Origin of the sequence: Rathayibacter sp. AY1C1, from assembly GCF_002932105.1 — a bacterium.
Classification (GTDB): Bacteria; Actinomycetota; Actinomycetes; order Actinomycetales; family Microbacteriaceae; genus Rathayibacter.
Genome location: NZ_PSWH01000035.1, coordinates 1 through 25,847 on the forward strand (window position 1 = coordinate 1; position 25,847 = coordinate 25,847).

The window sequence follows — 25,847 nt, forward strand, 5'->3', positions numbered from 1 at the left end:
GACGCATCGATCCCGAGGGGGGGGCGGGGTGGGAGGGCGAGCGGGCGGCGCTAGACGCGCACGGGCGCGACGGAGGCGCGGCGGATCAGCCGCGTCTCCAGCTCCATGCGGGTGGCCGAGGCTCCCGAGGCGAGCGGGGTCGCCGACCGGTGCGCCTGGTGCAGCATCCGGAAGGCGATGGCGCCCATCTCGCCGATGGGCTGCTGGATCGTGGTCATCGGCGGGGTCGCCCAGGCCGACTCCTCGACGTCGTCGAAGCCGATGACGCTGAGGTCTCGCGGGATGCGGAGGCCGGCGTCGTCGGCGGCCTCGTAGACGCCGAGCGCCATCACGTCGGAGCAGGCGAAGAAGGCGGTCGGCGCGTCCGGCTCGGCGAGCATCAGCCCGGCGGCCTCGCGGGCCAGCTCGCGGTCCCAGTCGCAGTAGGCGACCCGCGGATCCTCGACCCCGGCGGCGCGGAGCGCGGTGGTGAAGCCGTCGATCCGGGCGCTGCTGTAGAGCTGGGTGCGGGTGCCGCCGAGGACGCCGAAGCGGGTGTGGCCGGCGTCGAGGAGGTGCTCGGCGGCCATGCGGCCCCCGTCCCAGTTGGTCGCGCCGACGCTCGCGACGTCGGCCGGCGGCCGCGTGCTGGGGTCGACGACGACGACCGGCAGCTCGGCGGTGGTCAGCAGGTGCAGCTGCGCGGCCGAGACGTTGACCAGCACCACGATGGCGCCGAGTGAGGGGCGGCGGAGGAGGCGGCTGATCCAGGCCCCGTCGTCGCGGGCGCGGGTGAGCACCAGGTCGGCCCCGGCGGCGGAGGCCTCGGCCTCGATCCCCTCGAGGACCGGTCCGATCCAGGTGCCGCCGATGTGGCCGACGACGACGTCGACGATCTGGGCGGAGTGCGGATCCTCGACCGGCGGGCGCAGGCGCGGTCGGCGGCGGTAGCCGAGCGCGTGCGCCGCCTCCATCACGCGCAGACGGGTCGCCTCCGAGACGTCGGTGCCACCGTTGAGCACCTTCGAGACGGTGGGGACGCTCGTCCCGGCGCGCTCGGCGATGAGCGCCATGGTCGGGCGGGTGGTCGCTCCGGAGACGTCGTCGTGGTCGGGCATGTGCTCACCGTAGCGGATGCCGACTTTCGCAACTAGCCCTGCGGCAGGACGGCTTGCTCCCGCCGGGAACCGCGGTGCATGATGGTCGGACGCCGGGGCTCCCGCGCATAAGTTGCGCAAGTCCTGTTCGATGATGAACCGCGGAGCGATCCGCCCGCACGTGAGGACGACGATGACCGACCACTCCCCGACCACTCCCGGCAAGACGGCCCTCGTCGTCCGAGGGGGCTGGGACGGCCACCAACCGGTCGAGGCGACCGAGCTGTTCCTGCCGTTCCTCCGCGACAACGGGTACGAGGTGCGCGTCGAGGAGTCGACCGCCGTGTACGCCGACGAGGCGTACATGCGGACCGTCGACCTGATCGTGCAGTCGAACACGATGACCTCCATCCAGTGGGAGGAGTTCCTGGGCCTCCGCGCGGCGGTCGAGCGCGGCACGGGCCTCGCCGGCTGGCACGGCGGGATCGCCGACTCCTACCGCGACAACTCCGACTACCTGCAGCTGATCGGCGGCCAGTTCGCCTCGCACCCCGGCAAGCACCCGGACGAGCGCACCGGCGAGCAGTCGGACAACTACATGCCGCACACGATCGAGATGACGGCCCTCGCCGCCGACCACCCGATCACGCAGGGCATCACCGACTTCGAGCTGGTCACGGAGCAGTACTGGGTGCTGCACGACGACTACAACGACGTGCTCGCCACGACCACGCAGGCCGTCCGCCCGTGGGACCCGTGGAAGCGCCCCATCACCTCCCCCGCGATCTGGACCCGCCTCTGGGGCGAGGGCCGCATCTTCGTCTCGACGCCGGGCCACCGCGTCGAGATCCTCCAGGACGACAACGTCCGCACGATCATCGAGAGGGGAATGCTGTGGGCGTCCCGCTGAGAGTCGGCATCATCGGCGTCGGGAAGATCAGCGAGCAGTACCTCGCGAACCTCCCGACCTTCCCCGGCCTCCGCCTCGTCGCGGTCGCCGACCTGAACCAGCAGCGGGCGCAGCAGATCGCCGACGAGCAGGGCGTCCGCGCCCTCACCGTCGACGCGCTGATCGACGACCCGGAGATCGACGCGGTGCTGAACCTCACGATCCCGGCGGCGCACGTCGAGATCGGCACCCGCGCCCTGAAGGCGGGCAAGCACGTCTTCGCCGAGAAGCCGCTCGGGCTGAACCCGGCCGAGGCCGCGCCGATGCTCGACCTCGCGGACGAGCTGGGCCTGCGCTTCGCGAGCGCCCCGGACACGGTGCTCGGGACCGGCGTGCAGACCGCGCGCCTCACCCTCGACTCCGGAGCGATCGGCACCCCGATCGCCGCGCAGGTGCACTGGGCCGCTCCCGGCCACGAGCGCTGGCACCCGGCGCCCGAGTTCTACTACCAGCCCGGCGGCGGCCCGCTGCTGGACATGGGCCCGTACTACCTGACGGCGCTCGTGCACTTCTTCGGGCCGGTCGTCCGCGTCACGGGCCTGGCCACCCGCTCCGACCGCCCGCGCACGATCGAGACCGGGCCGAAGGCGGGCACGCCGATCGAGGTGACGATCGACACGCACATCACCGCGCTGCTCGAGCACGCGAGCGGAGTCGCCACCACCGTCACCGTGAGCTTCGAGGTCTGGCGCAGCCGGGCCCCGAAGTTCGAGGTCTACGGCACCGAGGGCACCATCTCGGTCCCGGATCCGAACATGTTCTCGGACCCGGTCGAGGTCGCCGTCCGCGACGAGGACTGGCGGGTCGTCCCCGACTCCGCCGGCGTGATCGACACCGGTCGCGGAGTGGGACTGGCCGACCTCGCGGAGGCGATCGCAGAGGACCGCCCGCACCGCGCCTCCGGCCGCGTGGCCCTGCACGTGCTCGAGATCATGGACGCCGTGCTCCGCTCGAACGAGGAGAAGGCGGTCGTGACGATCGCGAGCACCGCCGAGAAGCCCGACGTGATGCCGCTGCGCACGGCGGGCTCGATCGGCGCCTGACAGCGCCGGGGGGCGACGACGGGAGGCGGGGGATCGCCGCCAGCGCGTCGCTCCCCGTTCGGGGGTGACGGCGGGGGGCGACGCCGTAGACTCGGCGGATCGACGGTCCTCAGCCGCCGCCGCACGCGGAGGGGGATCGGCCGTGGCAGTCGGCTTCCGACGGAGCGGTGAGCTCCGCGCCCTCACACGCCCCCGGCTCCGGGCGGCCGGCGACCCGCTCTCCCCCGAGGACCACCGCTCCCGGCTGTCCGGCTGGCTCGGCATGCCCGGCGGGCCGGGTCTCGTGCGCCCCTCCGCCCTCGCTCCGGCGTGGGAGGCGCCCCTGCTCCGGCTCGTGCGCGCCGGGGCGCCGGCGGAGGACCTGCACGAGGCGACCACCGGCTCCCCCGAGGGCTCGCGCCTCGCGGCCGTCGTCGAGCTCGTCCGCGACGCCCTGCACTCCGCGGACGACGACCGCGCTCTGCGGCTCACCGGCTGGCTGGTGCGCATCCGCTACGACCCGTCGGCCGACTCCTTCCTCCGCCGCTACGGGATCGCGCTGACCATCCGCCTGCCGCTGAGCGGCGGCCTCGACGTGGAGGTGCCGCTCGACGCCCCGGCGCTGCGCCTGCTCTACGCCGAGCTGGCAGCACCGATGGATCCGACCGCGGCTGTCGTGGCGGTCGAGACCCTGGAGCCGTCGACCCTCGCGGCGTCGACCCTCGCCTCCCTCTACTCCGCCCGCTGACGCTGGAGCGACGTGGCCGAGTTCTCGGCGCCCGTCGAGAACGTGGACGCCGCCTCCGCCGCGGTGCTCATCCGCCGCGGCGTCGCTCTCCGCGAGCTCGGCCTGATCGAGGGCGCCCTCGAGGCGTTCGACCGCGTGGTGCGCCCGACCGTCACCAGCGCGCGTCCCGTGGAGCTGCGGGCGGAGGCGCTGCTCGAGCGCGCGAGCACGCTCCTCTCGGACGGGCGCACGGCTCCTGCTCGGCGCGATCTGGAGCGCGTGCTCTCCCGCTACCCGGACAGCGCCGCGGCGCACGAGCTGCTGGCGGTCACCGGGCGCTGACGCGACGGAGGGGCGCACCCTCTGCAGGATTCGCCCCTCCGGGGAGTGCGTCGGCTCAGTGCGTCGGCTCAGTGCGTCGGCTCAGCCCTCGGCCTTCGAGGGCTTGCCCTCGGCGGGCAGGACCTCGTGCGGGGTGTCGCGCTCGTCCTCGCCCTCGGCCTGCGACGGCTTGTCGGACTGGTCGTCCGGGTCCTCGACGGGGCTCGGGGTCTGGTCGCTCATCGGAGTCCCTCCGGCTCGTCGGACGTGGCGGACGGCTCGGGGTGCGCCTCGAACTCCATCCAGGCGCGGTCCAGATCGGCCTGCGCCGACTCGGGCTCGCTGGCGAAGTAGCCGTCGTAGATCGCGCGGCCGCCGTGCTCGGGCAGGTCGTCGCGACCGCCGAAGGCCTGCGCGAAGCGGCCGACCTCGTCGTCCCTCTTCTGCTGATCCCGCAACCAGGCGGGGAAGGTCTGCGTCATGGTGACACCTCTCTCTCCTGCCCTCCAGCCAATCCCCCGCCGCGGATCCGGGCAAGCCCTTCCGCCGCGGGCCTCGAGGGGCCAGGCTCCGCCCTGGAGGGGACGGGCTCCGCCCTGGAGGGCCCGGGCTCCGCCCTGGAGAAGCGGCGCTCCGCCCTCTTGAGGACATGTCCGCTACAGGGCGCCCCCGCCCCCGCCGCGGAGGAGAGCCGGCCCCTAGCGTGAGCCCGTGACCGACCCCGCTTCCCCGCGCCCCGCCCGCACCGCCGCGGGCCTGCGCCGCACTCTGCTCGCTCTGACCGCGACCGTCGCCCTGCTCGCCGGCACCGCGGCTCCCCTCGCCTCCGCCGAGCCGGACCCGGTGCCGGTCGGGAACGACCACCTCGCCGACGGCGTCGCCGCCTGGGGGCGCTACCTCAACGGGGAGTGGGACGTGCCGGCGGGCATGTCCGATCTCACGGACGTGGCGAGCAGCTACAGCCACACCCTCGCGCTCCACACCGACGGCACCGTCGAGGCCTGGGGAGCGGATCTGGAGGGCGAGCGGGACGTGCCGGCCGGGCTCCGCGAGGTGACGGCGATCTCGACCGGGTACCTCCACAGCATCGCCCTCACGATGGAGGGGACGGTCGTCGCGTGGGGCGACGACCGTCAGGGCCAGACCGACGTCCCGGCCGGACTCGGCGGCGTGACCGCCGTCGCCGCGGGCAGCTACCACACCCTCGCTCTGCGGGGCGACGGGACCGTGGCGGCCTGGGGCTCGGATCAGTTCGGAGCGACCGACGTGCCGGCGGGTCTCTCCGGAGTGGTCGCGATCGCCGCGGGCGGCTGGAACAGCCTCGCGCTGCGCGCCGACGGGACCGTCGTGGCGTGGGGCGGCGACGACAGGGGCGCGTACACCGCCCCGGCAGGCCTCCGCGACGTCGTCGCCGTGTCGGTCAGCTACTCCCACAGCCTCGCCCTGAAGCGGGACGGCACCGTCGTCACCTGGGGCGACCCCGCCGACTCCGGCTTGCCGCGGGTCCCCGCCGATCTCGGCGGCATCACCGCGATCGCCGCCGGCATCGGCTTCAGCGTCCTGCTGACGTCCGACGGCACCGTCGTCTCCCTGCACCCCGACGGCGACACGGAGCTGGACGTCCCGGCCGGGATCACCGGCGCCACCGGCATCGCGGTCGGCTTCAACCACGCCTTCGCGATCGGCCCGCTGCCGACCCTCACCGCCGACACCGCCGAGACGCTCGTCAAGACCGGGACCCGCTACTCCGCGACCTTCACGGCGTCCGGCCCGGCCGCGACCTTCGAGGTCTCGTCCGGCGCCCTTCCCGCGGGGGTGGCCCTCTCGCCGGAGGGCGTCGTCTCGGGCAGGCCGACCACCGCAGGCGACTCCACCTTCACGGTGAGCGCGCGGAACGCGTACGGCACCACGGCCGGCGTGCCGCACACGGTCAGCGTGGTCCCCGCGAACACCCCGCCCGTCGTGACGGTCGCCTCCGCCACCGACGGCGCCTCCTACGAGAAGGGCTCGGAGCCGAGGGCCGCCTGCGCGATCACGGATGCGGAGAGCGGAACGTTCAGCGAGGAGGCCGTCGTCACCGGCACGCTCGTGAACGGCCTCGGCACCCGCACGGCGACCTGCACCTGGACCGACCCCGGAGGACTGACCACGACCGCCGCCGCGACCTACCGGATCGTCGACACCGGAGTCCCCACCATCGCCGCGACGACCGCGCCGACGGCTCCGAACGCCGCGGGCTGGTTCCGCTCCCCCGTCTCCGTCGGCTTCTCCTGCGCCGACGGCAGCGGCTCCGGGATCCGCAGCTGCACCCCCGCGCGGATCCTGCGCGAGGGCCCCGGCCAGAGCGTCACCGGCACCGCCGTCGACAACGCGGGCAACCGCGCCACGACGACCCGCAGCGGCATCGCCATCGACACCACGAAGCCGCAGCTCTCGTTCACGTCGAGGCCCGAGGGGTCCTACCCCTTCGGCACCGTGCTCCCGGAGGCGCGCTGTCTCGCGGACGACGCGCTCTCGGGCCTCACCGGCGACTGCGTGATCACGGGCGGCAGCCGCTCCGTCGGACCGCACGTGTACCGGGCGACCGCGACCGACCGGGCGGGCAACGTCTCGACCCTCACCGCGTCCTACACCGTGACCCCGTGGACGATCGGCGGGCTCAGCACCTCGGTGAAGAGCGTGGCCGCCGGCGCCGTGACCGGCATGACGTTCCAGGTGACCTCGACGTCCTCCGCGGGAACGTTCCGCCACTCCGCCCTCGCCGACGTGCGCAGCGTCACGCAGAAGCAGACCTCCTGCACCGCCGGCGCCGTCCTCACCGGAGCGCCGACGACCACCCTGACCGGACGCCTCCGCTACGACACCGCGACGAACCGCTACGTGAAGGCGTGGACGGTGCCCGCGAAGCGGGGCACCTGCTGGACGCTGACGGTCACGACGGCGGACGGCAGCACGGGGAGCGCCCGGTACTCGGCGAAGTAGCGGCGCCGGACGGCCGCCGCGGTCCGGTCAGGCTCCCGCCGCGGCGTACCGCTCCGCGAGCACGCGGAACGCGGCGGCCAGCTCGGGCGGCTCGGCCCCGGCCATCGGAGCGTCGAACCGGCCGAACGACGCGGCGAGCGCCTCCCACGACCAGGCGCCGAGGGCGAGTCGGCAGCCCGCGTCGCCGAGGTCCTCCACCTCCCCGTCGCCCGCGTAGGGCAGGACCTCGGCGGCGGGCGCCGTCAGCACGACCGAGCCGCGGCACGGCCACCCCTCCCCGGGCGCTCCGCCGCGGAACCGCGCCTCCAGGAACTCGGCGGGACTCCGGACCGGCAGCGCCCGGCGGCGGAAGCGGGCACCGCGGGGTGAGCGCGGCTCGAGCCGGTCGACGCGGAACACCCGCCAGTCGTCGCGGTCGAGGTCGAAGCCGATGAGGTACCAGCGGCCCTGACGCGCGACCAGGTGGTGGGGCTCGACGCGGCGCACCGCCTCCGCGTACGCGAAGCGGAGCACCTCCGAGGCCCGGACGGCCGCCGCGACCGCGACCAGCCGCTCCGGAGGGACTGCGGGGGCCGGCGCCGCCGCGACCGTGAAGCGCAGCGCATCAGCTCGGGGCCGGAGCCGGGCGGGCAGGACCTGCCGCACCGTCGCCAGCGCACGGGCCGACGCCTCCTCGAGCCCCGCGATCGGCGCGCGCAGGGCGGCGGTGAGGGCGAGCACCTGCTCGTCGTCGAAGAGCAGCGGCGGGAGCTCGGCGCCGGCCTCGAGCCGGTACCCGCCGTCGGTGCCCTTCGCCGCGTCGATCCGGTAGCCCATCGTGCGGAGCCGGTCGACGTCGCGACGCACCGTGCGCGGCGCGATCCCCAGGCGCTCGGCGAGCACTCCGCCCGGCCAGTCGCGGCGGGTCTGCAGGAGGGAGATGAGCAGGAGGAGCCGCTCGGTCGTCGTGGGCACGTCCCGAGGGTATTCCGAGAAGAGGACCGTCACCGTCCTCTTCTCCTGGGAGCGTCGGGGCACCGGGTGATCGACCCGGCACGACTGCGAGGAGCGCACCATGAGCATCACCACGACGACCCACCTCAACTTCCGCGGACAGGCCCGCGAGGCACTGGAGTTCTACGCCTCGGTCACGGGAGGCCGGGTCGACGCGATGTCCTACGCGGACGCGAACGCTGTCACCGCGCCCGACGAGGCCGACCAGCTGATGTGGGGCCAGGTCGTCTCCGAGGCCGGCTTCCGCGTCATGGCGTACGACGTCCCCGCGCACACGGCTTACGACCCGGGCACGATCCCGGTGTTCGTGTCGCTGCGCGGCTCCGACGCCGACGAGCTGCACCGCCTCTGGGACGGCCTCTCGGAGGGGGCGGCGGTCGTCGTGCCCCTGGCCCCGGCGGCCTGGTCGCCCCTCTACGGGATGCTGCGCGACCGCTTCGGAGTGACGTTCGTCGTCGACCTCGAGGTCGCCTGGGGCTGAGGCCCGCGGGCTCGGCGGCGGGGCGCGTCCCACTGCGGACGCGCCGGCCGCCGACTCGGTACGCTCAGCACCGGATCCGGTCGGAGGGACGCTGCATGCTGGAGACGATCTCCGAGGCCCTCTCGCTGGTCACCCTCCCCCTCGGCGTGCTGTTCCTGCTCGCCGCGTTCGTCGCGGCGCTGATCGACGGACGCTGGCTGACGACGACCGCCTACCTCGAGGAGGGTCCGCCCCTCGCGCTGCACTGGGTGACCCGGGCCGGCGAGGTGCGATCGCTTCCGCTGTCCGCCGGGGACCCGCTGACGCCGACGCGGTCGGACCAGCGGGAGGTGCACTACCGCGAGGAGGATCCGCACCGCATCCGCCTGCACCGGTGGAGCGACGCGGTGCGGGCGCTGCGCCTGACCGGCCTGATCCTGCTCGGGGCGGGCGTCGTCCTCGGGATCCTGTCGACGACACTGGCGGTCCTCGCCTAGGCGGCGCCCCGTGCGCGAGGATCGGACCCGTGGATGCGGAACGGGTTCTCGGTGACGGACGGGCCGACGGGGTGTGGTGTCGGCTCGGGGAGCCGCTGACCGTCGCGCAGATCGCTCGCGGCGGGCCCGCGTGGCTGTGCCTGGACGCGCAGCACGGCGCGTTCGACGACGCCGCGGTCCTCGCCTCCCTTCGCGCGCTCGGCGCCGTGAGCGGGAGGCCGCCCGTCGGCGTCCGGGTCGCGGGAATCTCCGACGCGCTGATCGGCAGGGCGCTCGACGCCGGAGCGGACGTCGTCGTCGTCCCGATGATCGAGACGGTCGAGGAGGCGCTCGCGGCCGTCCGCGCCGCGCACTACCCGCCGCTCGGCCGCCGCAGCTGGGGGCCGATGTCCGATCTCTGGGGCGCCACTCCCCCGTCGGCCGCCGAGGCGCGCACCGCGCTCTGGGTCATGATCGAGACGCAGGCCGGCCTCGACGCCGTCGATCGGATCCTCGCGGTGCCGGGCGTGAGCGGAGTCTTCGTCGGCCCGTTCGACCTCGCGATCGGCCTCGGACGGGACCTGTCCGACCTGCTCGCCGCGGACGGACCGGACGACCCGCTGCCGAGGATCGCCGCGGCGGCCCGACGCGCGGGCAAGGGTGCCGGGGCCTACGCCGGCGACCGCGAGCGCGCCGGGCTGCTGCGAGCGCTCGGCTTCCCGAGGGTCGCGGTCGCGACGGATCAGTCGCTGATCGCGCTCGGCACCGCGGTGGCGCTCGACGCGGACGCCGCCGACTCCGGCTGCTGAGCCCGAGGCCGGGAACGGGGCCGGACGCCGGTCACCGGCGAGCGCTCCCACCGGGGGGACGCCCGGGCTCCGGCGGCTCGGGGACGAAGCGGAGGCCGCCGGCGGAGTTCGCGAGATCGGTGAGCGCCGAGATCCAGGCGGGGTTGATGCGGGGCATGCGGCCGCCGGCGTAGGTGTAGCGGAGCGTGTGCGAGGGGTGCAGCCAGATCGCGCTGCGGCCGTCGCTCATCCCGTTCTCGTCGCGCCAGGTGAGCAGGCACGACTCCCCCCGGCGCAGCTTCGCGGTGAGGACGATCTGAAGGTGGGCGAGCACCCGGTCCTCGACGTCGATCTCGACCGATCCGTCGTAGTGCAGCTTCCCCATCGGCGTCTCCCGGCCTCGTCCTCGGAGGACGGGCGCGCCTCCGGCCCACCATCCTCGAGTGTCGTCCAGTGACCAGTTCGGGGCGGCGACAACCGGCGGATCAGCTGGTATCGGCGGATCCGCTGGTCTCGACGGGGCGGGGCTCAGGCCGGCGGGTTCGCCGCCATGAAGTCGCGCATCGGCAGCAGGTTCTGGAGAGGCGCGAAGTACCCGAAGCGGGGCAGGTCGAAGACCACTCCCGCGACTCCGGAGGACCCCATCGCCGCGATCCACTCGAGCGCGGCCGGCATCGGCACCTTCAGCACGCGCGACGCGTCCTCGTCGGAGAGGCCGGCGTGCAGCGCCCCGGCGCGGGCGCGCTCCCCCGTGGTGAAGGCGAAGACCATCGGCCCCGACTCCAGGCCGCCGACGAAGGGGGTGGGCGCATCGTCCGGCCCCCGCGCGATGAAGCACCACATCGGCAGGGCGTAGACGCTGCGCCAGAGCGCGTCCATCGCGGCGAAGCTCTCGGGGTCGGCGCGCAGGGCCTCCGCCCGGGCGTCGATCTCGACGGTCTGATCCATGGGGCTCCCCTCGGCGCCGGCGATCGGCGCGGACCTCCACGCTAACGATGCTCCCGCTGGGCCGCACCCGCGATCGATCCGTCAGCAGCGGCCCGTCCCCGCGGCGGGCACGGGCCGCGGGCGACGGATGGACGCGGCGGCGGAGGCGCGACCCGTCCGCTGATCCCCTCGGCCACTGGCCCCGTCCAGGCGGTTAGGTTAGGTTAACCTTCGCAACCCACACCACCCCCTTCGAAGGATCGCCGTGCCCGCCACTCGCACCCCCCTCCGCCTGACCGCCGTCGCCTCGCTCGGCCTCGCCGCGCTGCTGCTCACCGCCTGCTCGGGAGGAGCCGACGCCGGCTCCGAGGGCACGTCCGAGAGCAGCGCCGCCGAGAGCAGCGAGGGCTTCCCCGTCACCGTCGACCACGCCTTCGGCAGCACCACCGTCGAGTCGGCCGACCGCGTCGTCGCGACGAGCTGGACCAACCAGGACGTGGCGCTCGCGCTGGGTGTGACCCCGGTCGGCTTCACCCGCGCCTCCTACGGCGACGAGGACGGCGACGGCCTGCTGGTGTGGACGAAGGAAGCGCTCGACGCCTCCGGCGCCGAGACCCCGACCCTGTTCGACGAGACCGACGGCGTGCCCTTCGAGGCGATCTCGGACCTCAGCCCGACCGTGATCCTCTCGGCCTACTCCGGCATCACCCGGCAGGACTACGACACCCTCAGCCAGATCGCCCCCACCGTCGCCTACCCGGGCCTGCCCTGGGGCACGACCTGGCAGGACTCCGCGAAGCTCGACGGCGCCGCGCTGGGCCTCGAGGACGAGGCCGTCGCGAAGGTCGGCGAGATCGAGAGCGACATCACGCAGACCACCGCGTCCTACCCGCAGCTCGCGGGCACCACGTTCATGTACGGCTGGTACGACCCGACCGACGCGAGCACCTTCACCTACTACACGCCGAACGACGCGCGCGTGAAGTTCGTCGAGGACCTCGGACTCGACGTCGCCCCGAGCGTCGCCGAGCTCTCCGGCGACTCGGAGGCGTTCAGCGGCACGATCAGCTCCGAGAACGCCGACCAGCTCGACGCCGACGTGCTCGTCGTCTACGGCGACGACACGACCCTCGCCGCACTGCAGGCCGACCCGCTGCTCTCCAAGATCCCGGCCGTCGAGCGGGGCTCCGTCTACGTGCTCGAGGACGGCTCCTCCGCCGCCATGGCCACCTCGTCGCCGAACCTGCTCAGCATCCCGTGGGTGCTCGACGAGTACACCGCCGGCCTCGCCGCGGCCGCCGACAAGGTGTCGTGACCCGCACCGCACCCACCCGGAAGACGAGGGCGACCGCGCTGGCGGTCGCCCTCGTCGCGCTGGCCGTCGCGTCGGTCCTCTCGCTCGTGTACGGCTCCCGCGAGATCCCGCTCGGCGAGGTCTGGCCGGCGCTGACCTCGCCCGATCCGGCGTCCATCGTCGACGCGGCGGTGCAGGGGCGGGTGCCGCGGACGGTCCTCGCGATCCTGGTCGGCGCCGCGCTCGGGCTCGCCGGAGCCGTGATGCAGGGCCTGACCCGCAACCCGCTCGCCGATCCGGGCATCCTCGGCCTCAACTCCGGCGCCTCGCTCGCGGTCGTGCTCGGGATCGCCGGGGTCGGCGCGACGAGCCTGCCGCAGTTCATCTGGCTCGCGTTCCTCGGAGCCGCCGCCGCCGGGGCGTGCGTCTACGCGGTCGCGTCGCTCGGCCGCGAGGGCGCCACTCCGCTGAAGCTCGCCCTCGCCGGAGCCGCCACCGCCGCCGCGCTCACCTCCCTCATCAGCGCGGTCCTGCTCACCCAGGAGACCACGCTGAACCGCTTCCGCTTCTGGCAGGTCGGCGGAGTCGGCGGCGCCGAGACCGCGAGCATCCTGCAGGTCCTCCCGTTCCTCGCGGTCGGCGCGGTGCTGGCCCTCTCCAGCGCGCGAGGGCTCGACGCCCTGGCGCTCGGCGACGACCTGGCGACCGGCCTCGGCCGGCGCGTGGGGCGCATCCGCCTGGTCGCGGGGCTCGCGGCCGTGCTGCTCTGCGGCGCCGCGACCGCGATCGCCGGACCGATCGGATTCATCGGCCTGGTCGTCCCGCACCTCGCCCGCCGCGTCACCGGCCCCGCGCACGCCTGGCTGCTGCCCTCCTCCGCTCTGCTCGGCGCCCTGCTGCTGCTCGTCGCCGACGTGGTCGGCCGCGTGGTCGCCCGGCCGAGCGACGTCGAGGTGGGCATCGTGACCGCGCTGATCGGCGCCCCGGTGCTCATCGCGATCGTGCGCCGCTCGAAGGTGCGGGCGCTGTGAGGACCGCGGAGGCGCCCGCCGCGGTCGGCATCGCGGCCGGCCGCACGCTGCGCCGTCGGCGCACGGTCATCGGCTGCGCGGTCCTCGCGGTGCTCGTGCTGGCGCTCGTCGTCGTCTCGCTCACGGTCGGCAGCACGGTCTACTCGGTGCCGGAGGTCGTCCGCGTGATCCTCGGCGAGACCGTGCCGGGCGCCTCCTTCACCGTGGGCACGCTGCGGCTGCCGCGCACCATCACGGCCGTCCTGGTGGGCGTGGGCTTCGGGATGGGCGGCGTGATCTTCCAGACGATGCTGCGCAACGCCCTCGCCAGCCCCGACATCATCGGCATCACGTCGGGGGCGAGCGCGGCGGCCGTCGTCGCGATCGCGTTCTTCGGGCTCTCGGGCGGCGCGGTCTCGGTGATCGCGGTCGCGGCTGGGCTCGCGACGGCCCTGATCATCGCCGGGCTGGCCGAGGGCGGCGGAGTGATCGGGGCGCGGCTGATCCTCATCGGCATCGGCGTCGCGGCGATGTTCCAGAGCGTGATCGCCTACGTGCAGACCCGCGCCGACTTCGAGGACGTCCAGGAGTCGCTGCGCTGGCTGACCGGCAGCCTCAACTCGGCCGCCTGGCCCTCCGTCCCGCCGCTCGCGCTGACGATGCTCGTGCTGGTGCCGCTGGCGCTGCTGCTCTCGGGCCGGCTCGGCGTGCTGCAGCTCGGCGACGAGTCGGCGACCGCGCTCGGGCTCGACGTGCGGCGCAGCCGGCTGGCCCTGCTCGCGGTCGGAGTCGGCCTCGTGGCCGTCGCGACCGCCGCCACCGGCCCGATCGCGTTCGTCGCCTTCGTCTCGGGGCCGATCGCGCGGCGGATCCTGCCGAGCGCGCGCTCGCTGCTGATTCCCTCCGCCCTGGTCGGCGCGGTCGTGGTGCTCGCCGCCGACCTGCTCGCCCAGTACGTCGTCGGCGCGCTGTTCTCGGGCGCGCGCTTCCCGGTCGGCGTCGTCACCGGCGCCCTCGGCGCGCCCTTCCTGCTCTGGCTCCTCGCCCGCCGCAACCGCTCCGGAGGCTCCCTGTGACCGACGCCCCGCCCACCCTCGCCGCCAACGCGGTCACCCTCGCCTACGACGAGCGCGTGGTGGTCGACGGGCTCTCACTCGCCGTGCCGCCCGGCCGGATCACGGTGATCGTCGGCGCGAACGCCTGCGGCAAGTCGACGCTCCTGCGCGCGATGGCGCGGCTGATCACCCCGCGCTCGGGGAGCGTCCTGCTCGACGGGCGCAGGATCCACCGGCTCCCGACGCGCCAGGTCGCGCAGCAGGTGGGGCTGCTGCCGCAGACCCCGATCGCGCCGGAGGGGATCGCCGTCTCGGACCTGGTCGCCCGGGGCCGCTACCCGCACCGGGGCCTCTTCGGCCGCGGCTCCGGATCGGACGACGACGCGATCGTCGAGGAGGCGCTGCGCGACACCGGCACGCTCGAGCTCGCCGACCGCCCCGTGGACGAGCTCTCGGGCGGGCAGCGCCAGCGGGTGTGGATCGCGATGGCCCTCGCCCAGCGGACCGACGTGCTCCTCCTGGACGAGCCGACGACCTACCTCGACGTGTCGCACCAGGTCGAGGTGCTCGACCTGCTCACCGACCTCAACCGCTCGCGCGGGACGACCATCGTGATCGTGCTGCACGACCTCAACCTCGCCGCCCGCTACGCCGACCACCTCGTCGCCGTGCGCGACGGCGCCCTGTACGCCTCGGGCACGCCCGCCGAGGTGGTGACGCCGGACGCGGTGCGCGCGGTGTTCGGGATGGAGTCGCGCGTGATCGAGGACCCGGTCTCGCGGACGCCGCTGGTGCTGCCGATCGGGCGCCACCACTCGGGCTGAGCCCGGCCGTTCAGGGCCGAGCGGTCAGGGCCGGCCGGTCAGGCCGGGGCCGCGGCCAGGGAGGCGCCGTCGACGAGCGTGCAGCGGAGGAGCTGCTGCTCCCGTCGCGCGGGATCGCCCTCGATGAGGATCTGCACGGCGCGGCGCCCCATGTCGCGCCGGGGCAGCTCGAAGCCGGCCTGCCAGCCGGTGCGGTCGGCCGATCCGGAGAGCGACACCAGCGACAGGTCGCCCGGCACCGCCACCCCCTCGGCCTCGGCGGCCTCCTGCAGGAGGACGAACTGCTCCTCCTGCTCGGCGAGGACGACCGTGACGCCCTCGGCGGCGATCCGGCGGATCCACTCCCGCGGCGACGCCTCCGGCCCCGGGACGAGGTGGAGGAAGCCGTCGCCGAGCTCGGCCCGCGCGCCGGCCATGCGGTCGGTGTACGACTCGACGCCCTCGCCGTGGCCGGCGTAGGCGAAGCGGGTGTGGCCGAGGGCGCGCGCGCAGGAGATCAACTCGCGGACGATCGACGCGTAGTCGGCGGCCACGTAGGGCACGGGCCCGCCGGCGTCGTCGCGGCGGCCGATGCTGACGAAGGAGAAGCCGCTCGCGTTGAGGAACTCGAGCTCCTCGCGGGGCATGCGCTGCCCGAGGAGGATGCAGGAGTCGGCCAGGCGCAGCCGGGTGGTGCCGCCGCTGAGGCCGCCGCGACGGCCGCCGACGCGACCGCTGGTCAGCAGGAGGAGGTCGATGTCGCGGTTCTGCGCCTCCTCCTCGATGCCGGCGAGGAACGGGTGGAAGAAGTCCTCGCGGTCGAGCGGGAACAGGCTCTCGTAGGTGTAGACGCCGATCATGCCGGTGCCGACCTGCTTGAGGCGGCGCGCGATGGGGTCGGCGACGTACCCCGTCTCCTGGATCGCCTTGAGGATCCGCGCCCGCGTCGCCTCCGGGACCCGGGCGAGCTGCTCGCCCTTGTCGTTGAGCACGAACGACACCGTCGTCTGGCTGACTCCCGCGAGACGCGCGATGTCCTTCTGCGTGATCCGCGGCACCCGGACACCCCCGCTTCATCCTGGTAATAGGTATTACGTCTTGACCTCAGGCTACCGATGACGAAGGATCGCCGTACGCCCATCCGGGGCGAGAGAGGGCGGAACGTCGACGATGATGAATCCCGCAGACCCAGACAACCAGACCACGGCCTCCCCGAGGCCCGATCGGCAGCACAAGCCCGATCACCAGCCCGAGCACGATCCGCAGCGCAGGCCCGACAACTCGCGCCGCCTCTTCCTCGCTGGGGGCGCCGCCGCCCTCGCCGGCGCGGCAGGAGCCGTCGGCGCCGCCACTCCGGCCGCCGCCGCACCCCCGGCCGACGCTCCCGGGCAGAAGAAGCGCCTGAGCGTCACCGAGGGGCCGATCTCACCGCTCGACAAGGAGTTCCGCTGGGACGACCGCGCCGGCGCCGACAACACCCGCGCAGTGCAGGCGGCCATCGACAAGGCGATGACCGCTCCGGGCGGCGAGGTGTCGCTGCCCGCCGGCGAGATCCGGGTGACGGGCCTCGCGGTCGACTACCGCGGCTACCCGGTGCAGCCCGAGAACGGGCCGCCCTACGGCTACGCCGGGCCGAAGATCGTCGGCGCCGGCATGCGCCAGACGAGGATCGTCCAGATCGAGGGCTCGACCCGCGACATCTTCACCGTCTCCGGCCAGACCGGCGACGCGGCCGGCCCCGCCAACAACAACAAGGCCACCGGCGTCGTCCTCGCCGACTTCGAGATGACGGGCACGCCCTCCGGCGGCCACGGGATGTCGCTGCGCTCGCTGGTCAACTGCGAGTTCCGCAACCTGTGGATCCAGAAGACCGGCAAGTCGGGCATCTTCCGCGAGCGCGCCACCTTCGTCTCGGGCGTCGACGACGAGTACTCGTACGCCAACTCCTGGAACAAGATCAAGATCGTCGCCCCCGCCGGCTGGGGCGTGGAGGACTCGGGCAAGGCCTCCATCGGCGGCTCGATGACCAACGTCGAGGCGATCAGCCCCGGCCTCGGCGGCTTCCTCCTCGCGCCGACGAACATGACGCTGCTCGACTGCCAGGCCATCGGCGGCACGGTCGGCCTCCGGTCGATCCGCAACGAGAACCGGCGCTCGGTCAACTCCGGCCTGACCCTGATCAACTTCCGCTCGGAGGGCTCCCGCGACGGCTGGGAGGTGCTGATCGAGGCCGGCACGAGCCACATGATCGTGAACCCGAACTTCTTCCCGACCTCGGGCGCGAACTGCCTCGGCGTCGGCCTGACGAACGGCGGAGCGGACTTCGAGGTGCGCAACCTCACCGTCCTCGGCGGCTTCTACGGGCTCAGCCTCGGCCGCTTCCCGCAGCAGAAGGCGATCGTGCTGGGCAGCGACTCCTCCCAGACGCGCCTCGTGAACCCGTTCATCGAGCGCGGCGCCGCGGGAGTGGACGAGGGCTCGCTGATCGTCGACGACGGACGCCTGACCTCGTTCGAGCTCGGCCGCGGCCGGGTGGAGCGCGCGGCCGGCTACACCACGATCGCCCGCGCCCCCGAGACCATCCCGACCCCTCCGGCCGGGCAGGTCAACGAGGGCTGGGAGCGCTCCGGCGACACCTGGCGGAAGGTGGCCGTCTTCCCCGACGGGCACCGCGTCGTCATCGCCTCCTGACCCCGGGCGGCGGCGCCCTCCGCGCCGCCGCCCTCCCCCACCGCACACGGAACGAGCACCAGAACGCATGCATGACGACAGCACCCGCATCGAAGCCCGCATCGCCCGCTTCCGCGCCGAGAGCCTCCGGCCGGCGATCCACCGGGCGGTCGAGCCGCTCGGGATCGAGTCGTGGACCGCTCCGGGCGAGCCGGTCCCCTTCGAGCAGGCGCGGGCCGCGTCCTACGCGCCCGCCCGCATCGGGGAGCCGTGGGGCGCCCCCTGGGGCACCGTGTGGTTCCACGTGCGCGGCGAGATCCCCGCCTCCTGGGTCGGCGTCGACGGCTGCGAGCCCGAGCTCGTCGTCGACCTCGGCTACACCGGCGCCCAGTCCGGCTTCGAGGCGGAGGGGCTCGTCTTCACCGCGACCGGCACGGTCGTGAAGGCCGTCGAGCCGTTCAACCAGTCGGTCCCGCTCGACCGGCTGCCCGGCCGCGAGGCGGGCGACCGCACGGTCGAGCTCTACATCGAGGCCGCCGCCAACCCGAACATCACCGGCGACTGGTCATTCACCCCCACGGCGCTCGGCGGCCGCCCCGCCGACGGCGCCCTGCCGTCCGACCCGCTCTACCGCCTCCGCCGCCTCGAGCTCGGGCTGCTCGACCGGGAGGTCTGGGAGCTGGAGCAGGACATGGCCGTGCTCGTCGGGCTGATCGGGCAGCTGCCCGAGTCCTCCCAGCGCCGCGCCGAGATCGTGCGCGCCCTCGACCGCGCCGTCGACGTCCTCGATCCGGACGACGTGTCCGGCACCGCCGCCGCGGGCCGGGAGGCGCTGCGGACCGTCCTCGAGCGGCCCGCCTCGGCCAGCGCGCACCACCTGCACGCCGTCGGCCACGCCCACATCGACTCCGCCTGGCTCTGGCCCGCCCGCGAGACCGCCCGCAAGGTGGCCCGCACCTTCTCGAACGTCTGCGATCTGATCGAGCGCGAGGAGGGTTTCGTCTTCGCCGCCTCCTCCGCGCAGCAGTACGCGTGGCTGAAGCGCGACCACCCGGAGCTGTTCGAGCGCGTCCGCGGCCACGTGCTCGCGGGCCGCTTCGTGCCGGTCGGCGGGATGTGGGTCGAGTCGGACACGAACATGCCCGGCGGCGAGGCGCTCGTGCGCCAGCTGCTCGAGGGCAAGCGCTTCTTCCTCGACGAGTTCGGGATCGACACCGAGGAGGTCTGGCTCCCGGACTCCTTCGGCTACTCCGCCGCGCTGCCGCAGATCATCGCCGGAGCGGGCGGGCGCTGGTTCCTCACGCAGAAGATCTCGTGGAACGAGACCAACACGATGCCCCACCACACCTTCTGGTGGGAGGGCATCGACGGCACCCGCGTGTTCACGCACTTCCCGCCCGTCGACCTCTACAACTCCGACCTCTCCGGCGAGGACCTCGCCCGCGCCGAGCGCCAGTACGCCGAGAAGGGCAGCGGCACCATGTCGCTCGTGCCCTTCGGCTACGGCGACGGCGGAGGAGGCCCCAACCGCGAGATGATCGCGGCCGCCCGCCGCACGCGCAGCCTCGAGGGCTCGCCGACCGTCGAGCTGTCCACACCCCGCCGCTTCTTCGAGGAGGCGCAGGCCGAGTACCCGGACGCGCCCACCTGGTCGGGCGAGCTCTACCTCGAGTTCCACCGCGGCACCTACACGTCGCAGGCGCGCACCAAGCAGGGCAACCGCCGCAGCGAGCACCTGCTCCGCGAGATCGAGCTGTGGGCGACCACGGCCCTCGTCCGCGCCGGGGTCCCGTACCCGGCCGACGAGCTGCGTGAGATGTGGCGGACGGTCCTCCTGCAGCAGTTCCACGACATCCTGCCCGGCACCTCCATCGCCTGGGTGCACCGCGAGGCGGAGGAGAACTACGCCCGCATCGCGCAGCGGATCGAGGAGATGATCGCCGAGGCCGTCGGCGCCCTCGCCGGCGAGGGCTCCGCGGAGCTGCTGGTGAACTCCTCCCCCTTCGCCGTCGGGGGCGTGCCGGCGCTCGGCGCGGCCGCGGCCGACCCCGCCGCGGAGCACTCGGCCCCGACGCTCCGCTCCGACGGCGACGCCCATGTCCTCGACAACGGGCTCGTCCGGGTGCGGATCGGCGCCTCCGGGCTCCTCGAGTCGGTCGTGGACCTCGCGAGCGGCCGGGAGGTCGTGCCCGCCGGCGCCGCCGCGGGGCTCCTCCAGCTCCACCGCGACACCCCGAACAAGTGGGACGCCTGGGACCTCGACGACAACTACCGCCGCACGGTGGAGGACCTCGTCGGCGTCGACTCGGTCCGCGCCGGCACCGTGAGCGACCCGCTCGGCCGCGAGGTGCCGGCGGTCGTGATCACCCGCTCGTTCGGCGGCTCCACGGTCGCGCAGACCGTCTCGCTGCAGATCGGCCGGGCGGCCGTCGACCTCGGCCTCGACATCGACTGGCACGAGCGCCGCAAGCTGCTCAAGCTCGCCTTCCCGCTCGACCTGCTCTCGGACCGGGCGACGTCCGAGATCCAGTTCGGCCACGTGCACCGCCCGACCCACGTGAACACGACGTGGGACGCCGCCCGCTTCGAGACCGTCGCGCACCGCTGGGTGCACGTCGGCGAGCCGGGCTTCGGCGTCGCGGTCGTCAACGACTCCACCTACGGGCACGACATCACCCGCGACCGCGCCGCGGCCGGAACACCGACGACCACGGTCCGGCTCTCGCTCCTGCGCGCGCCGCTGTTCCCCGACCCGGACGCCGACCAGGGCCGCCACCGCCTTGCGGTCTCGCTCGTGGTCGGCGCCGAGCTGCCCGACGCCGTCGAGGCCGGCTACGCGCTGAACACCCCGGTCCGCAGGCTCACCGGCGCCGCGCCCGTCGCTCCCCTGGTGTCGATCGACGACCCCTCGGTGATCGTCGAGGCCGTGAAGGCGGCGGACGACGGGAGCGGCGACGTGATCGTGCGGCTCTACGAGTCACTCGGCCGCCGCGCCGCAGCGACCCTCCGCGCCGCCTTCGCCGTCCGGGCGGTCACCCGCACCGACCTGATGGAGCGCCCGACCGAGCAGGTCCGCATCGAGAGCTCCGTCGAGGCGGAGTCGGCCGACGTGCGCCTCGAGCTGCGTCCGTTCGAGATCGCGACGGTGCGCCTGGCGCGCTGAGCGCGAGGGGACGCGGGGGCGGGAGCAGGCCGAGCCGGCTTGCTCCTGCCCCTGCGTCATGTGGTCTGCTCGATGCACACCGTCCCGATCGGAGAGGCCCCCCATGCAGTCGTTCCCCGCCCCGCCCCGCCAGGTGCAGATCGGCGACGCCGCCGCGTTCGCCGGCGTCACTCCGCGGGCGATCCGCCACTACCACCGGCTCGGCCTGCTCCCCGAGCGCGAGCGGGGCGGAGACGGCCGCAGGCGCTACGGCTACGACGACATCATCCGGCTGCTCTGGATCCGCCGCCTGGCCGACGCCGGGGTCGCACTCGAGGACATCCGGGACGCCTTCGCCGTCGCAGCCCCGGCCGGCGCCGAGGACAGCGCCGACCGCGAGGACGAGGTCGCGGGCGTCCTCGCGCGGCTGGACGCCGCGCTCGCCGCGCAGGAGGAGGAGCTGCAGCGGAAGCGGGCCTCGGTCCGGCGCATGCGGACCCTCGGCGGCCGGCTGGGGCTGCTCGACGACATCGTCTCGCGCCGCCTCGAGGGCGCACCCGAGGGCTCGCTGCGCCAGGCCGACCTCGACACCCTGCTGGTCACCGAGCGGATGTTCGGCCCGCTGGGCGCCGTCTCCCAGGCCGGCCGCTTCGTGGTCCTGGCCGCCGATCCGGCGCTGCGGGCGGAGGCCGACCGCGTCGACGCCGCCGAGGAGGCCCTCGACGACACGGTCGCCGAGGACGACCCCCGGGTGGAGCAGGTGGCGCGGGAGCGGCACGCCTTCGAGGCCCGGCTGATGCGCGTCGTCGAGGAGTCCGGTCAGCTCGAGGAGGACGAGGCGATCTTCGACGCGTGGGACGAGGCGCACCCGCCCGAGGACCCCGCGCCGGCCCCCGATCCCGCACAGGGCTCCCGCGCCCGGAGCGCCGGCGAGATCATCCGGAGCTTGCCCTACGACGTCTCGCCGGCCCGCCTGCGCGCCATGGACCTGGCGATGCGGCTGGGGATGGAGGAGGCGCCGACGTCCTGAGACGCGGGGTCACGCCCGTCCGGTCACAGGACCTCTCGCAGCACTTCCAGCGCCCGCTCGCGGTCGCCGACCCCGCCGCCCTCGTGCCCGCTGTACGGCCACACGTCGATCGACGGCTCGCCGCCCGAGACGTTGTGGGAGGCGAAGACCGTCGAGGGCGGGCAGATCGGGTCCATCAGGCCGACCGAGCGGTGCACCCGGCAGCGCAGGCGCCGCGAGAAGTGGACGCCGTCGACGTAGGAGAGGGTCCGCTCGACGGCGTCGAGGTCCTCGGGGCGGGTCGCCAGGTAGCGGGCGATCTCCACGTAGGGAGCCTCGTTCGTGACGGTCGTCGCGCGCAGGACGTCGGAGAGGAAGGGCACCAGGGCGATCGCCGCGCGCACCCGGGGGCGCAGCGCCGCCGCGGCGGTCGCGAGCGCTCCGCCCTGGCTGCCGCCGAAGACCGACACGCGGTCCGGGTCCAGCCCGGGGAGCGCCTCCACCGCGTCGACGGCGAGCGCCGCGTCCGCGATCAGGCGCCGGTAGTAGTACGTCTCGGGCGACTCGATGCCGCGGGTCGTGACCCCGGGGTACGCGGGTCCGCTGCCGTGGGGGTCGGGGGTGGCTCCGGAGCGGGCGAGGCGGCCGGCTCCCTGGCCTCGCGCGTCGACGACCAGGTGCGCGTACCCGGCGGAGGCGATCCAGAGGTGCTCGATCGGCCGGCCCCGTCCGCTGCCGTACCCGGGGTACTCGATCACCACGGGGAGCGGGGCGCCCGGGTCGACCGCGGGGGTCACCAGCCAGGCGGCGATCGGCTCGCCCGCGAAGCCGGGGAACCGCACGTCCCGCACCCGCACCAGCGGGAGGCCCGCGTCGACCGGCACGGCGCTGACGCCGGGGCCGCCCTCCCGCCCGAGCGCGAGGGTGGCCCGCCAGAAGGCGTCGAAGTCGTCGGGCTCCGCGACCTCCGCACGGAACTCGCGGAGGGCGGCGAGGGGGCGATCCGTGAACACCGGGTCAGCCTTTCAGACCGGAGTGCGCGAGCCCTTCCACGAACTGCCGCTGAGCGAGGAGGAACACGGCCAGCACGGGCACGACCGTCATCGTCGCCGCGGCGAGCTGCACGTCCCACATCTCCCCGCCGTAGGCGTCGGTGAAGCGGGTGAGCGCCTGGGGCAGGGTGAAGAGCTCGGGCGAGGTCAGGTAGACCGTCGGCTCGAGGTACATGTTCCAGGACCCGAGGAAGGTCAGGATCGCGACGGCCGACAGCGCGGGCTTGGACAGCGGCAGGAAGATGCGCCGCCAGATCCCGAAGCGGCCGAGGCCGTCCAGGCGCGCGGCCTCCTCGAGCTCGCCGGGCATCGCGATGAAGTACTGCCGCATGATGAACGTGCCCAGCACCGCCGGCGCTCCGACCATCGGCACCAGCAGCAGCGGCACGTGGGTGTCGATGAAGCCGAGCTGCCGGAAGATCTGGAACAGCGGGATGATCGTCACCTCCGTCGGCACCAGCAGGCCGGTCAGGACGACGAGGAACACCGCGTTGCGGCCTGGGAACGGGATCCGGGCGAAGGCGTAGCCGGCCAGGCTCGACACCAGCAGCGTGACCACGGTGACCGTGACCGCGATGTAGAGGCTGTTCCAGTACTGGAGCGCGAACGGCTGGAACCGGAACGCCTCGGCGTAGCCCGCCAGGCTCGGCGAGTCCGGCAGCAGGGTCGGCGGGTTCGAGAAGATCTCGTTCACCGGCTTGAACGACGAGGCGATCATCCAGAACGTCGGCACCGCGAACGGCAGCACGAGCAGGATCAGCGTCACGACGAGCAGGGCGGTCATGAGCGGGCTGCGGCCGCGGCGGCGCTTGACGGGCGGCTCCGGGACGGCTTCGAGGCGTGGCGTGAGCGGGGTCCCCTGCTCGACGACGGCGTCAGTTCTCATAGAAGACCCATTTCCTGCGCAGCTGCCACTGCACGACCGTGAGGATCAGGACGAAGAGGAGCAGCATCAGCGAGAGCGTCGCGCCGTAGCCGATGTCGCTGAACTCGAAGGCCTGTTGGAACACGTAGTAGACGAGCACTGTCGTCGACAGCTCCGGCCCGCCCTCGGTCAGGACGGCGACCTGCGCGAACGCCTGCAGCGAGCCGACGATCGTGAGGATGGCGGTGAGGAGCAGGGTGGGCGAGATGAGCGGGAGCGTGATCCGGAAGAAGATCGCGCGGGGGCTCGCGCCGTCCAGGCGGGCCGCCTCGTAGAGGTCGCCCGGCACTCCCTGCAGCGCGGCGAGGAAGAGCACCATGTTGACGCCGACGCTGCGGATGACCTGCGTGACGATGACGCTCGCCATCGCGGTGGGCCCCTCCTGGAGCCAGTTCGGCCCGTCGAGGCCGACCAGCGAGAGCAGGCCGTTGATCGCGCCGTTGTCCTGGAGGAGGAAGCCCCAGACGAGGGTCCAGGCGACCACCGAGATGACGACGGGCGAGAAGAAGAGCGTGCGGAACAGGGCGCCGCCCGGGATCCTCCGGTTGAGCAGCACGGCCAGGCCCAGCCCGAGGGCGAGGTTCAGGACGACCACTCCCCCGGAGAAGACCGCGGTCGTGCCGAGCACCGCGCCGATGCTCGGGTCGTTGATCGCCCGCTCGTAGTTCTCGCCGCCCACGAAGGTCATGGAGCCGGTGAAGACGTTCCACTCGTTGAGGCTGAACCAGACCGCGAGCCCGACGGGCAGCAGCACGAACACGATCACACCGAGCAGCTGGGGCGCGATGAAGAGCCAGCCGGCGAGCGCGTCGCGGCGCCGGAGGTTCCAGTAGGCGCCGGCGGGAGCGGATCGGCGGCTGTCCGTCGAGGTCGCGGTCACGGGATCACTTCCCCTGGAGGACGGGCGCGATGGCGTCGCAGACGCCTCCGAGCACCTCGGCGACGTCGGCGTCGGCCGACCACATGCGGTCCAGCGCCGTCTTGCCGACCGAGGTGATCTCGGCGGGGCTCGTCACCGGAGGGGTGGCGGACACGTCGGCGAGCTCGTCGACCACGACGCGGTCGAGCTGCTCGGCGCTGAGGCGCGTGTTGACCTTCGCCAGCTCCTCACCGGACAGCAGCGACTCGCGGGGCGGCGGGAAGAACTGCGCGAGCTTGGCGGAGTTCTCCGGGTTGGTCATGAACGAGAGGAAGCCGGTCGCCTCCTCCACGTGGTCGCCGCCTGCGAGCGCGGCCATGCCGGCCTGGCCGATGTTGCCGTACTCGCCGGCGGGGCCGACGGGCAGCGGGTAGATCTCGAACGGGAACGAGCCGTCGAGCAGGCTCGCGCGCGAGACCTGCGCGGTCGTGAACGCGGCGTCGCCGGCGAAGAAGTCCGCCGTCACGCCGGGTCCGGGGGTCGCGCCGCTGACGTAGACCGAGTCGTGGAAGAACTGGAACGCCTCCACCATCTCGGGCGAGTCCATCGTGCACTGGGTCCCGTCGTCGCTCCACGGCTGGGCTCCCCAGCCCGCCCAGAGGTTCGCGAGGCTCAGCCAGCCCGAGAAGTCGAAGTCGCGGATGATGTAGCCGGCCTTGCCGGTCGACTCGTTGACGGCCGCGCCGATGCGGTCGACGTCCTCCCAGCTGAGCGTCGCGGGGTCGACGGTCTGCCCGGCCTGCGCGATGAGGTCCTGGTTCACGTACAGCGCGAACGGCGAGTTGGAGAACGGGTACGCGTAGAGCTCGCCGTCCTGGCTGAACGACTGCGCCACGCTGGGCAGGATGTCGTCGTACTCGTAGCCCTCGGTCCCCTCGAAGGTCTCGGTCAGCGGAGCGAGTGCTCCGGCGTCGATCAGATCCTTCGCGATGTCGCCCACCCAGGCGAGGTCGGGGGCGTTGCCGCCCGCGGCCTGCGTGGTCAGGGTCGAGTTGTAGTCCGCGAACGGGAGGGACTCGAAGGTCACGGACTCGATCTCGGGGTGGTCGGCGATGTACTCGTCGGCCATCGAGTCGAACAGGGCGAGCTGCTTCTCGTCGGAGGTCCAGACGGACATCCTCAGAGCGACGGGTGCTGAGTCGTCCCCGCCGCCGGCGGCGCCGCAGCCCGAGAGGGCGGCGATCACTCCGACTGCGGCGAGCGAGGCCATCAGCTTCTTCGCTGGTCTCATCGTCTCTCTTTCTCCA

The 25,847-nt window shown here is 73.7% G+C and carries 26 protein-coding genes; 15 read left to right on the plus strand and 11 right to left on the minus strand.

Annotated elements, in window-relative coordinates:
• Positions 1-50: 50 nt before the first annotated feature.
• Positions 51-1,097: a LacI family DNA-binding transcriptional regulator gene (locus tag C5C71_RS14320; RefSeq protein WP_104295812.1), complete on the minus strand. Its 1,047-nt coding sequence runs from the start codon at positions 1,095-1,097 to the stop codon at positions 51-53.
• Between the two features lie 172 nt (positions 1,098-1,269).
• On the opposite strand from C5C71_RS14320, the gene C5C71_RS14325 reads away from it, so the two are divergent.
• The 4 genes from C5C71_RS14325 (at position 1,270) to C5C71_RS14340 (ending at position 4,116) form a co-directional block, all read left to right on the plus strand.
• The gene (locus C5C71_RS14325; protein ID WP_104269630.1) at positions 1,270-1,986 is read left to right on the plus strand and encodes a ThuA domain-containing protein; all 717 of its coding nucleotides are present in this window, start codon (positions 1,270-1,272) and stop codon (positions 1,984-1,986) included.
• The gene (locus C5C71_RS14330) at positions 1,971-3,068 is read left to right on the plus strand and encodes a Gfo/Idh/MocA family protein (RefSeq protein WP_104337927.1); all 1,098 of its coding nucleotides are present in this window, start codon (positions 1,971-1,973) and stop codon (positions 3,066-3,068) included. The genes C5C71_RS14325 and C5C71_RS14330 overlap by 16 nt, the downstream gene beginning before the upstream one ends.
• A gap of 142 nt (positions 3,069-3,210) precedes the next feature.
• Positions 3,211-3,795, plus strand: coding sequence for a hypothetical protein (locus tag C5C71_RS14335; RefSeq protein ID WP_104337928.1), 585 nt, complete (start codon positions 3,211-3,213; stop codon positions 3,793-3,795).
• Between the two features lie 12 nt (positions 3,796-3,807).
• Entirely contained in the window at positions 3,808-4,116 is a 309-nt protein-coding gene (locus C5C71_RS14340) for a tol-pal system YbgF family protein (protein ID WP_104324567.1), read from the plus strand.
• Between the two features lie 81 nt (positions 4,117-4,197).
• Here C5C71_RS14340 and C5C71_RS17675 read toward each other — a convergent pair whose 3' ends face one another.
• Together C5C71_RS17675 and C5C71_RS14345 are read right to left on the minus strand one after the other, a co-directional pair.
• A complete protein-coding gene (locus C5C71_RS17675; RefSeq protein ID WP_159940045.1) occupies positions 4,198-4,338 on the minus strand; it encodes a hypothetical protein in 141 nt (46 codons plus the stop codon).
• Entirely contained in the window at positions 4,335-4,577 is a 243-nt protein-coding gene (locus C5C71_RS14345) for a hypothetical protein (RefSeq protein ID WP_104227148.1), read from the minus strand. Before C5C71_RS14345 ends, C5C71_RS17675 begins: the two co-directional genes overlap by 4 nt.
• 229 nt (positions 4,578-4,806) lie before the next feature.
• Here C5C71_RS14345 and C5C71_RS14350 point away from each other — a divergent pair, with 229 nt between their 5' ends.
• Positions 4,807-7,077 carry a PxKF domain-containing protein gene (locus C5C71_RS14350; protein ID WP_104337929.1) on the plus strand — a complete coding sequence of 757 codons (2,271 nt, stop codon included), beginning with the start codon at positions 4,807-4,809 and terminating at the stop codon, positions 7,075-7,077.
• Between the two features lie 27 nt (positions 7,078-7,104).
• On the opposite strand, the gene C5C71_RS14355 is transcribed toward C5C71_RS14350, so the two are convergent.
• Entirely contained in the window at positions 7,105-8,031 is a 927-nt protein-coding gene (locus C5C71_RS14355; RefSeq protein WP_258068736.1) for a YafY family protein, read from the minus strand.
• A 100-nt stretch (positions 8,032-8,131) separates the two neighbouring features.
• Here C5C71_RS14355 and C5C71_RS14360 point away from each other — a divergent pair, with 100 nt between their 5' ends.
• The 3 genes from C5C71_RS14360 (at position 8,132) to C5C71_RS17685 (ending at position 9,815) form a co-directional block, all read left to right on the plus strand.
• On the plus strand, positions 8,132-8,551 hold the full coding sequence (locus C5C71_RS14360) for a VOC family protein (protein WP_104224302.1): 420 nt from the start codon (positions 8,132-8,134) through the stop codon (positions 8,549-8,551).
• Between the two features lie 95 nt (positions 8,552-8,646).
• The gene (locus C5C71_RS17680; RefSeq protein ID WP_181065725.1) at positions 8,647-9,027 is read left to right on the plus strand and encodes a hypothetical protein; all 381 of its coding nucleotides are present in this window, start codon (positions 8,647-8,649) and stop codon (positions 9,025-9,027) included.
• A gap of 29 nt (positions 9,028-9,056) precedes the next feature.
• Entirely contained in the window at positions 9,057-9,815 is a 759-nt protein-coding gene (locus C5C71_RS17685) for an HpcH/HpaI aldolase/citrate lyase family protein (RefSeq protein ID WP_181065726.1), read from the plus strand.
• Between the two features lie 31 nt (positions 9,816-9,846).
• Here C5C71_RS17685 and C5C71_RS14370 read toward each other — a convergent pair whose 3' ends face one another.
• Positions 9,847-10,179, minus strand: coding sequence for an ATP-dependent DNA ligase (locus tag C5C71_RS14370; RefSeq protein ID WP_104337932.1), 333 nt, complete (start codon positions 10,177-10,179; stop codon positions 9,847-9,849).
• 143 nt (positions 10,180-10,322) lie between these two features.
• The gene (locus C5C71_RS14375) at positions 10,323-10,742 is read right to left on the minus strand and encodes a hypothetical protein (protein ID WP_104224305.1); all 420 of its coding nucleotides are present in this window, start codon (positions 10,740-10,742) and stop codon (positions 10,323-10,325) included.
• A gap of 244 nt (positions 10,743-10,986) precedes the next feature.
• Here C5C71_RS14375 and C5C71_RS14380 point away from each other — a divergent pair, with 244 nt between their 5' ends.
• The 4 genes from C5C71_RS14380 to C5C71_RS14395 are packed head-to-tail and all read left to right on the plus strand — an operon-like array spanning position 10,987 to position 14,904.
• A complete protein-coding gene (locus C5C71_RS14380; RefSeq protein ID WP_181027213.1) occupies positions 10,987-12,036 on the plus strand; it encodes an iron-siderophore ABC transporter substrate-binding protein in 1,050 nt (349 codons plus the stop codon).
• A complete protein-coding gene (locus C5C71_RS14385) occupies positions 12,033-13,046 on the plus strand; it encodes an iron ABC transporter permease (RefSeq protein ID WP_104297730.1) in 1,014 nt (337 codons plus the stop codon). The genes C5C71_RS14380 and C5C71_RS14385 overlap by 4 nt, the downstream gene beginning before the upstream one ends.
• Positions 13,043-14,101 (plus strand): iron chelate uptake ABC transporter family permease subunit, encoded by a 1,059-nt coding sequence (locus tag C5C71_RS14390; RefSeq protein ID WP_104337933.1) that lies wholly within the window; start codon positions 13,043-13,045, stop codon positions 14,099-14,101. The genes C5C71_RS14385 and C5C71_RS14390 overlap by 4 nt, the downstream gene beginning before the upstream one ends.
• Complete coding sequence (locus tag C5C71_RS14395; RefSeq protein WP_104337934.1) at positions 14,098-14,904, plus strand: ABC transporter ATP-binding protein; 807 nt, start codon at positions 14,098-14,100, stop codon at positions 14,902-14,904. The genes C5C71_RS14390 and C5C71_RS14395 overlap by 4 nt, the downstream gene beginning before the upstream one ends.
• Before the next feature lie 38 nt (positions 14,905-14,942).
• Here C5C71_RS14395 and C5C71_RS14400 read toward each other — a convergent pair whose 3' ends face one another.
• Positions 14,943-15,941 carry a LacI family DNA-binding transcriptional regulator gene (locus tag C5C71_RS14400; RefSeq protein WP_104227154.1) on the minus strand — a complete coding sequence of 333 codons (999 nt, stop codon included), beginning with the start codon at positions 15,939-15,941 and terminating at the stop codon, positions 14,943-14,945.
• A 112-nt stretch (positions 15,942-16,053) separates the two neighbouring features.
• Here C5C71_RS14400 and C5C71_RS14405 point away from each other — a divergent pair, with 112 nt between their 5' ends.
• The 3 genes from C5C71_RS14405 (at position 16,054) to C5C71_RS14415 (ending at position 21,725) form a co-directional block, all read left to right on the plus strand.
• Positions 16,054-17,574 carry a hypothetical protein gene (locus C5C71_RS14405; RefSeq protein ID WP_104337935.1) on the plus strand — a complete coding sequence of 507 codons (1,521 nt, stop codon included), beginning with the start codon at positions 16,054-16,056 and terminating at the stop codon, positions 17,572-17,574.
• A 67-nt stretch (positions 17,575-17,641) separates the two neighbouring features.
• Complete coding sequence (locus C5C71_RS14410) at positions 17,642-20,716, plus strand: glycoside hydrolase family 38 C-terminal domain-containing protein (protein ID WP_104337936.1); 3,075 nt, start codon at positions 17,642-17,644, stop codon at positions 20,714-20,716.
• A gap of 103 nt (positions 20,717-20,819) precedes the next feature.
• Positions 20,820-21,725, plus strand: a complete 906-nt coding sequence (locus C5C71_RS14415; protein ID WP_104273802.1) for a MerR family transcriptional regulator — start codon at positions 20,820-20,822, stop codon at positions 21,723-21,725.
• A 23-nt stretch (positions 21,726-21,748) separates the two neighbouring features.
• On the opposite strand, the gene C5C71_RS14420 is transcribed toward C5C71_RS14415, so the two are convergent.
• Genes C5C71_RS14420 through C5C71_RS14435 form a run of 4 tightly spaced genes read right to left on the minus strand, consistent with a single transcriptional unit; the run spans position 21,749 to position 25,831 of the window.
• The gene (locus C5C71_RS14420; protein WP_104337938.1) at positions 21,749-22,717 is read right to left on the minus strand and encodes an acetylxylan esterase; all 969 of its coding nucleotides are present in this window, start codon (positions 22,715-22,717) and stop codon (positions 21,749-21,751) included.
• 4 nt (positions 22,718-22,721) lie between these two features.
• Positions 22,722-23,642, minus strand: a complete 921-nt coding sequence (locus C5C71_RS14425) for a carbohydrate ABC transporter permease (RefSeq protein ID WP_244229554.1) — start codon at positions 23,640-23,642, stop codon at positions 22,722-22,724.
• Positions 23,632-24,561, minus strand: a complete 930-nt coding sequence (locus tag C5C71_RS14430; protein WP_104234014.1) for a carbohydrate ABC transporter permease — start codon at positions 24,559-24,561, stop codon at positions 23,632-23,634. The genes C5C71_RS14425 and C5C71_RS14430 overlap by 11 nt, the downstream gene beginning before the upstream one ends.
• 4 nt (positions 24,562-24,565) lie before the next feature.
• Positions 24,566-25,831: a sugar ABC transporter substrate-binding protein gene (locus C5C71_RS14435; RefSeq protein ID WP_104224315.1), complete on the minus strand. Its 1,266-nt coding sequence runs from the start codon at positions 25,829-25,831 to the stop codon at positions 24,566-24,568.
• Positions 25,832-25,847: the final 16 nt, after the last annotated feature.

What these genes read in the sequence shown, in the direction of transcription:
- C5C71_RS14320 (WP_104295812.1), bottom strand. Translation starts at nt 1,097, where the DNA reads ATGCCCGACCACGACGACGTCTCCGGAGCGACCACCCGCCCGACCATG.
- C5C71_RS14325 (WP_104269630.1), top strand. Translation starts at nt 1,270, where the DNA reads ATGACCGACCACTCCCCGACCACTCCCGGCAAGACGGCCCTCGTCGTC.
- C5C71_RS17675 (WP_159940045.1), bottom strand. Translation starts at nt 4,338, where the DNA reads ATGAGCGACCAGACCCCGAGCCCCGTCGAGGACCCGGACGACCAGTCC.
- C5C71_RS14345 (WP_104227148.1), bottom strand. Translation starts at nt 4,577, where the DNA reads ATGACGCAGACCTTCCCCGCCTGGTTGCGGGATCAGCAGAAGAGGGAC.
- C5C71_RS14360 (WP_104224302.1), top strand. Translation starts at nt 8,132, where the DNA reads ATGAGCATCACCACGACGACCCACCTCAACTTCCGCGGACAGGCCCGC.
- C5C71_RS17680 (WP_181065725.1), top strand. Translation starts at nt 8,647, where the DNA reads ATGCTGGAGACGATCTCCGAGGCCCTCTCGCTGGTCACCCTCCCCCTC.
- C5C71_RS14370 (WP_104337932.1), bottom strand. Translation starts at nt 10,179, where the DNA reads ATGGGGAAGCTGCACTACGACGGATCGGTCGAGATCGACGTCGAGGAC.
- C5C71_RS14375 (WP_104224305.1), bottom strand. Translation starts at nt 10,742, where the DNA reads ATGGATCAGACCGTCGAGATCGACGCCCGGGCGGAGGCCCTGCGCGCC.
- C5C71_RS14405 (WP_104337935.1), top strand. Translation starts at nt 16,054, where the DNA reads ATGATGAATCCCGCAGACCCAGACAACCAGACCACGGCCTCCCCGAGG.
- C5C71_RS14410 (WP_104337936.1), top strand. Translation starts at nt 17,642, where the DNA reads ATGCATGACGACAGCACCCGCATCGAAGCCCGCATCGCCCGCTTCCGC.
- C5C71_RS14415 (WP_104273802.1), top strand. Translation starts at nt 20,820, where the DNA reads ATGCAGTCGTTCCCCGCCCCGCCCCGCCAGGTGCAGATCGGCGACGCC.
- C5C71_RS14425 (WP_244229554.1), bottom strand. Translation starts at nt 23,642, where the DNA reads ATGAGAACTGACGCCGTCGTCGAGCAGGGGACCCCGCTCACGCCACGC.
- C5C71_RS14435 (WP_104224315.1), bottom strand. Translation starts at nt 25,831, where the DNA reads ATGAGACCAGCGAAGAAGCTGATGGCCTCGCTCGCCGCAGTCGGAGTG.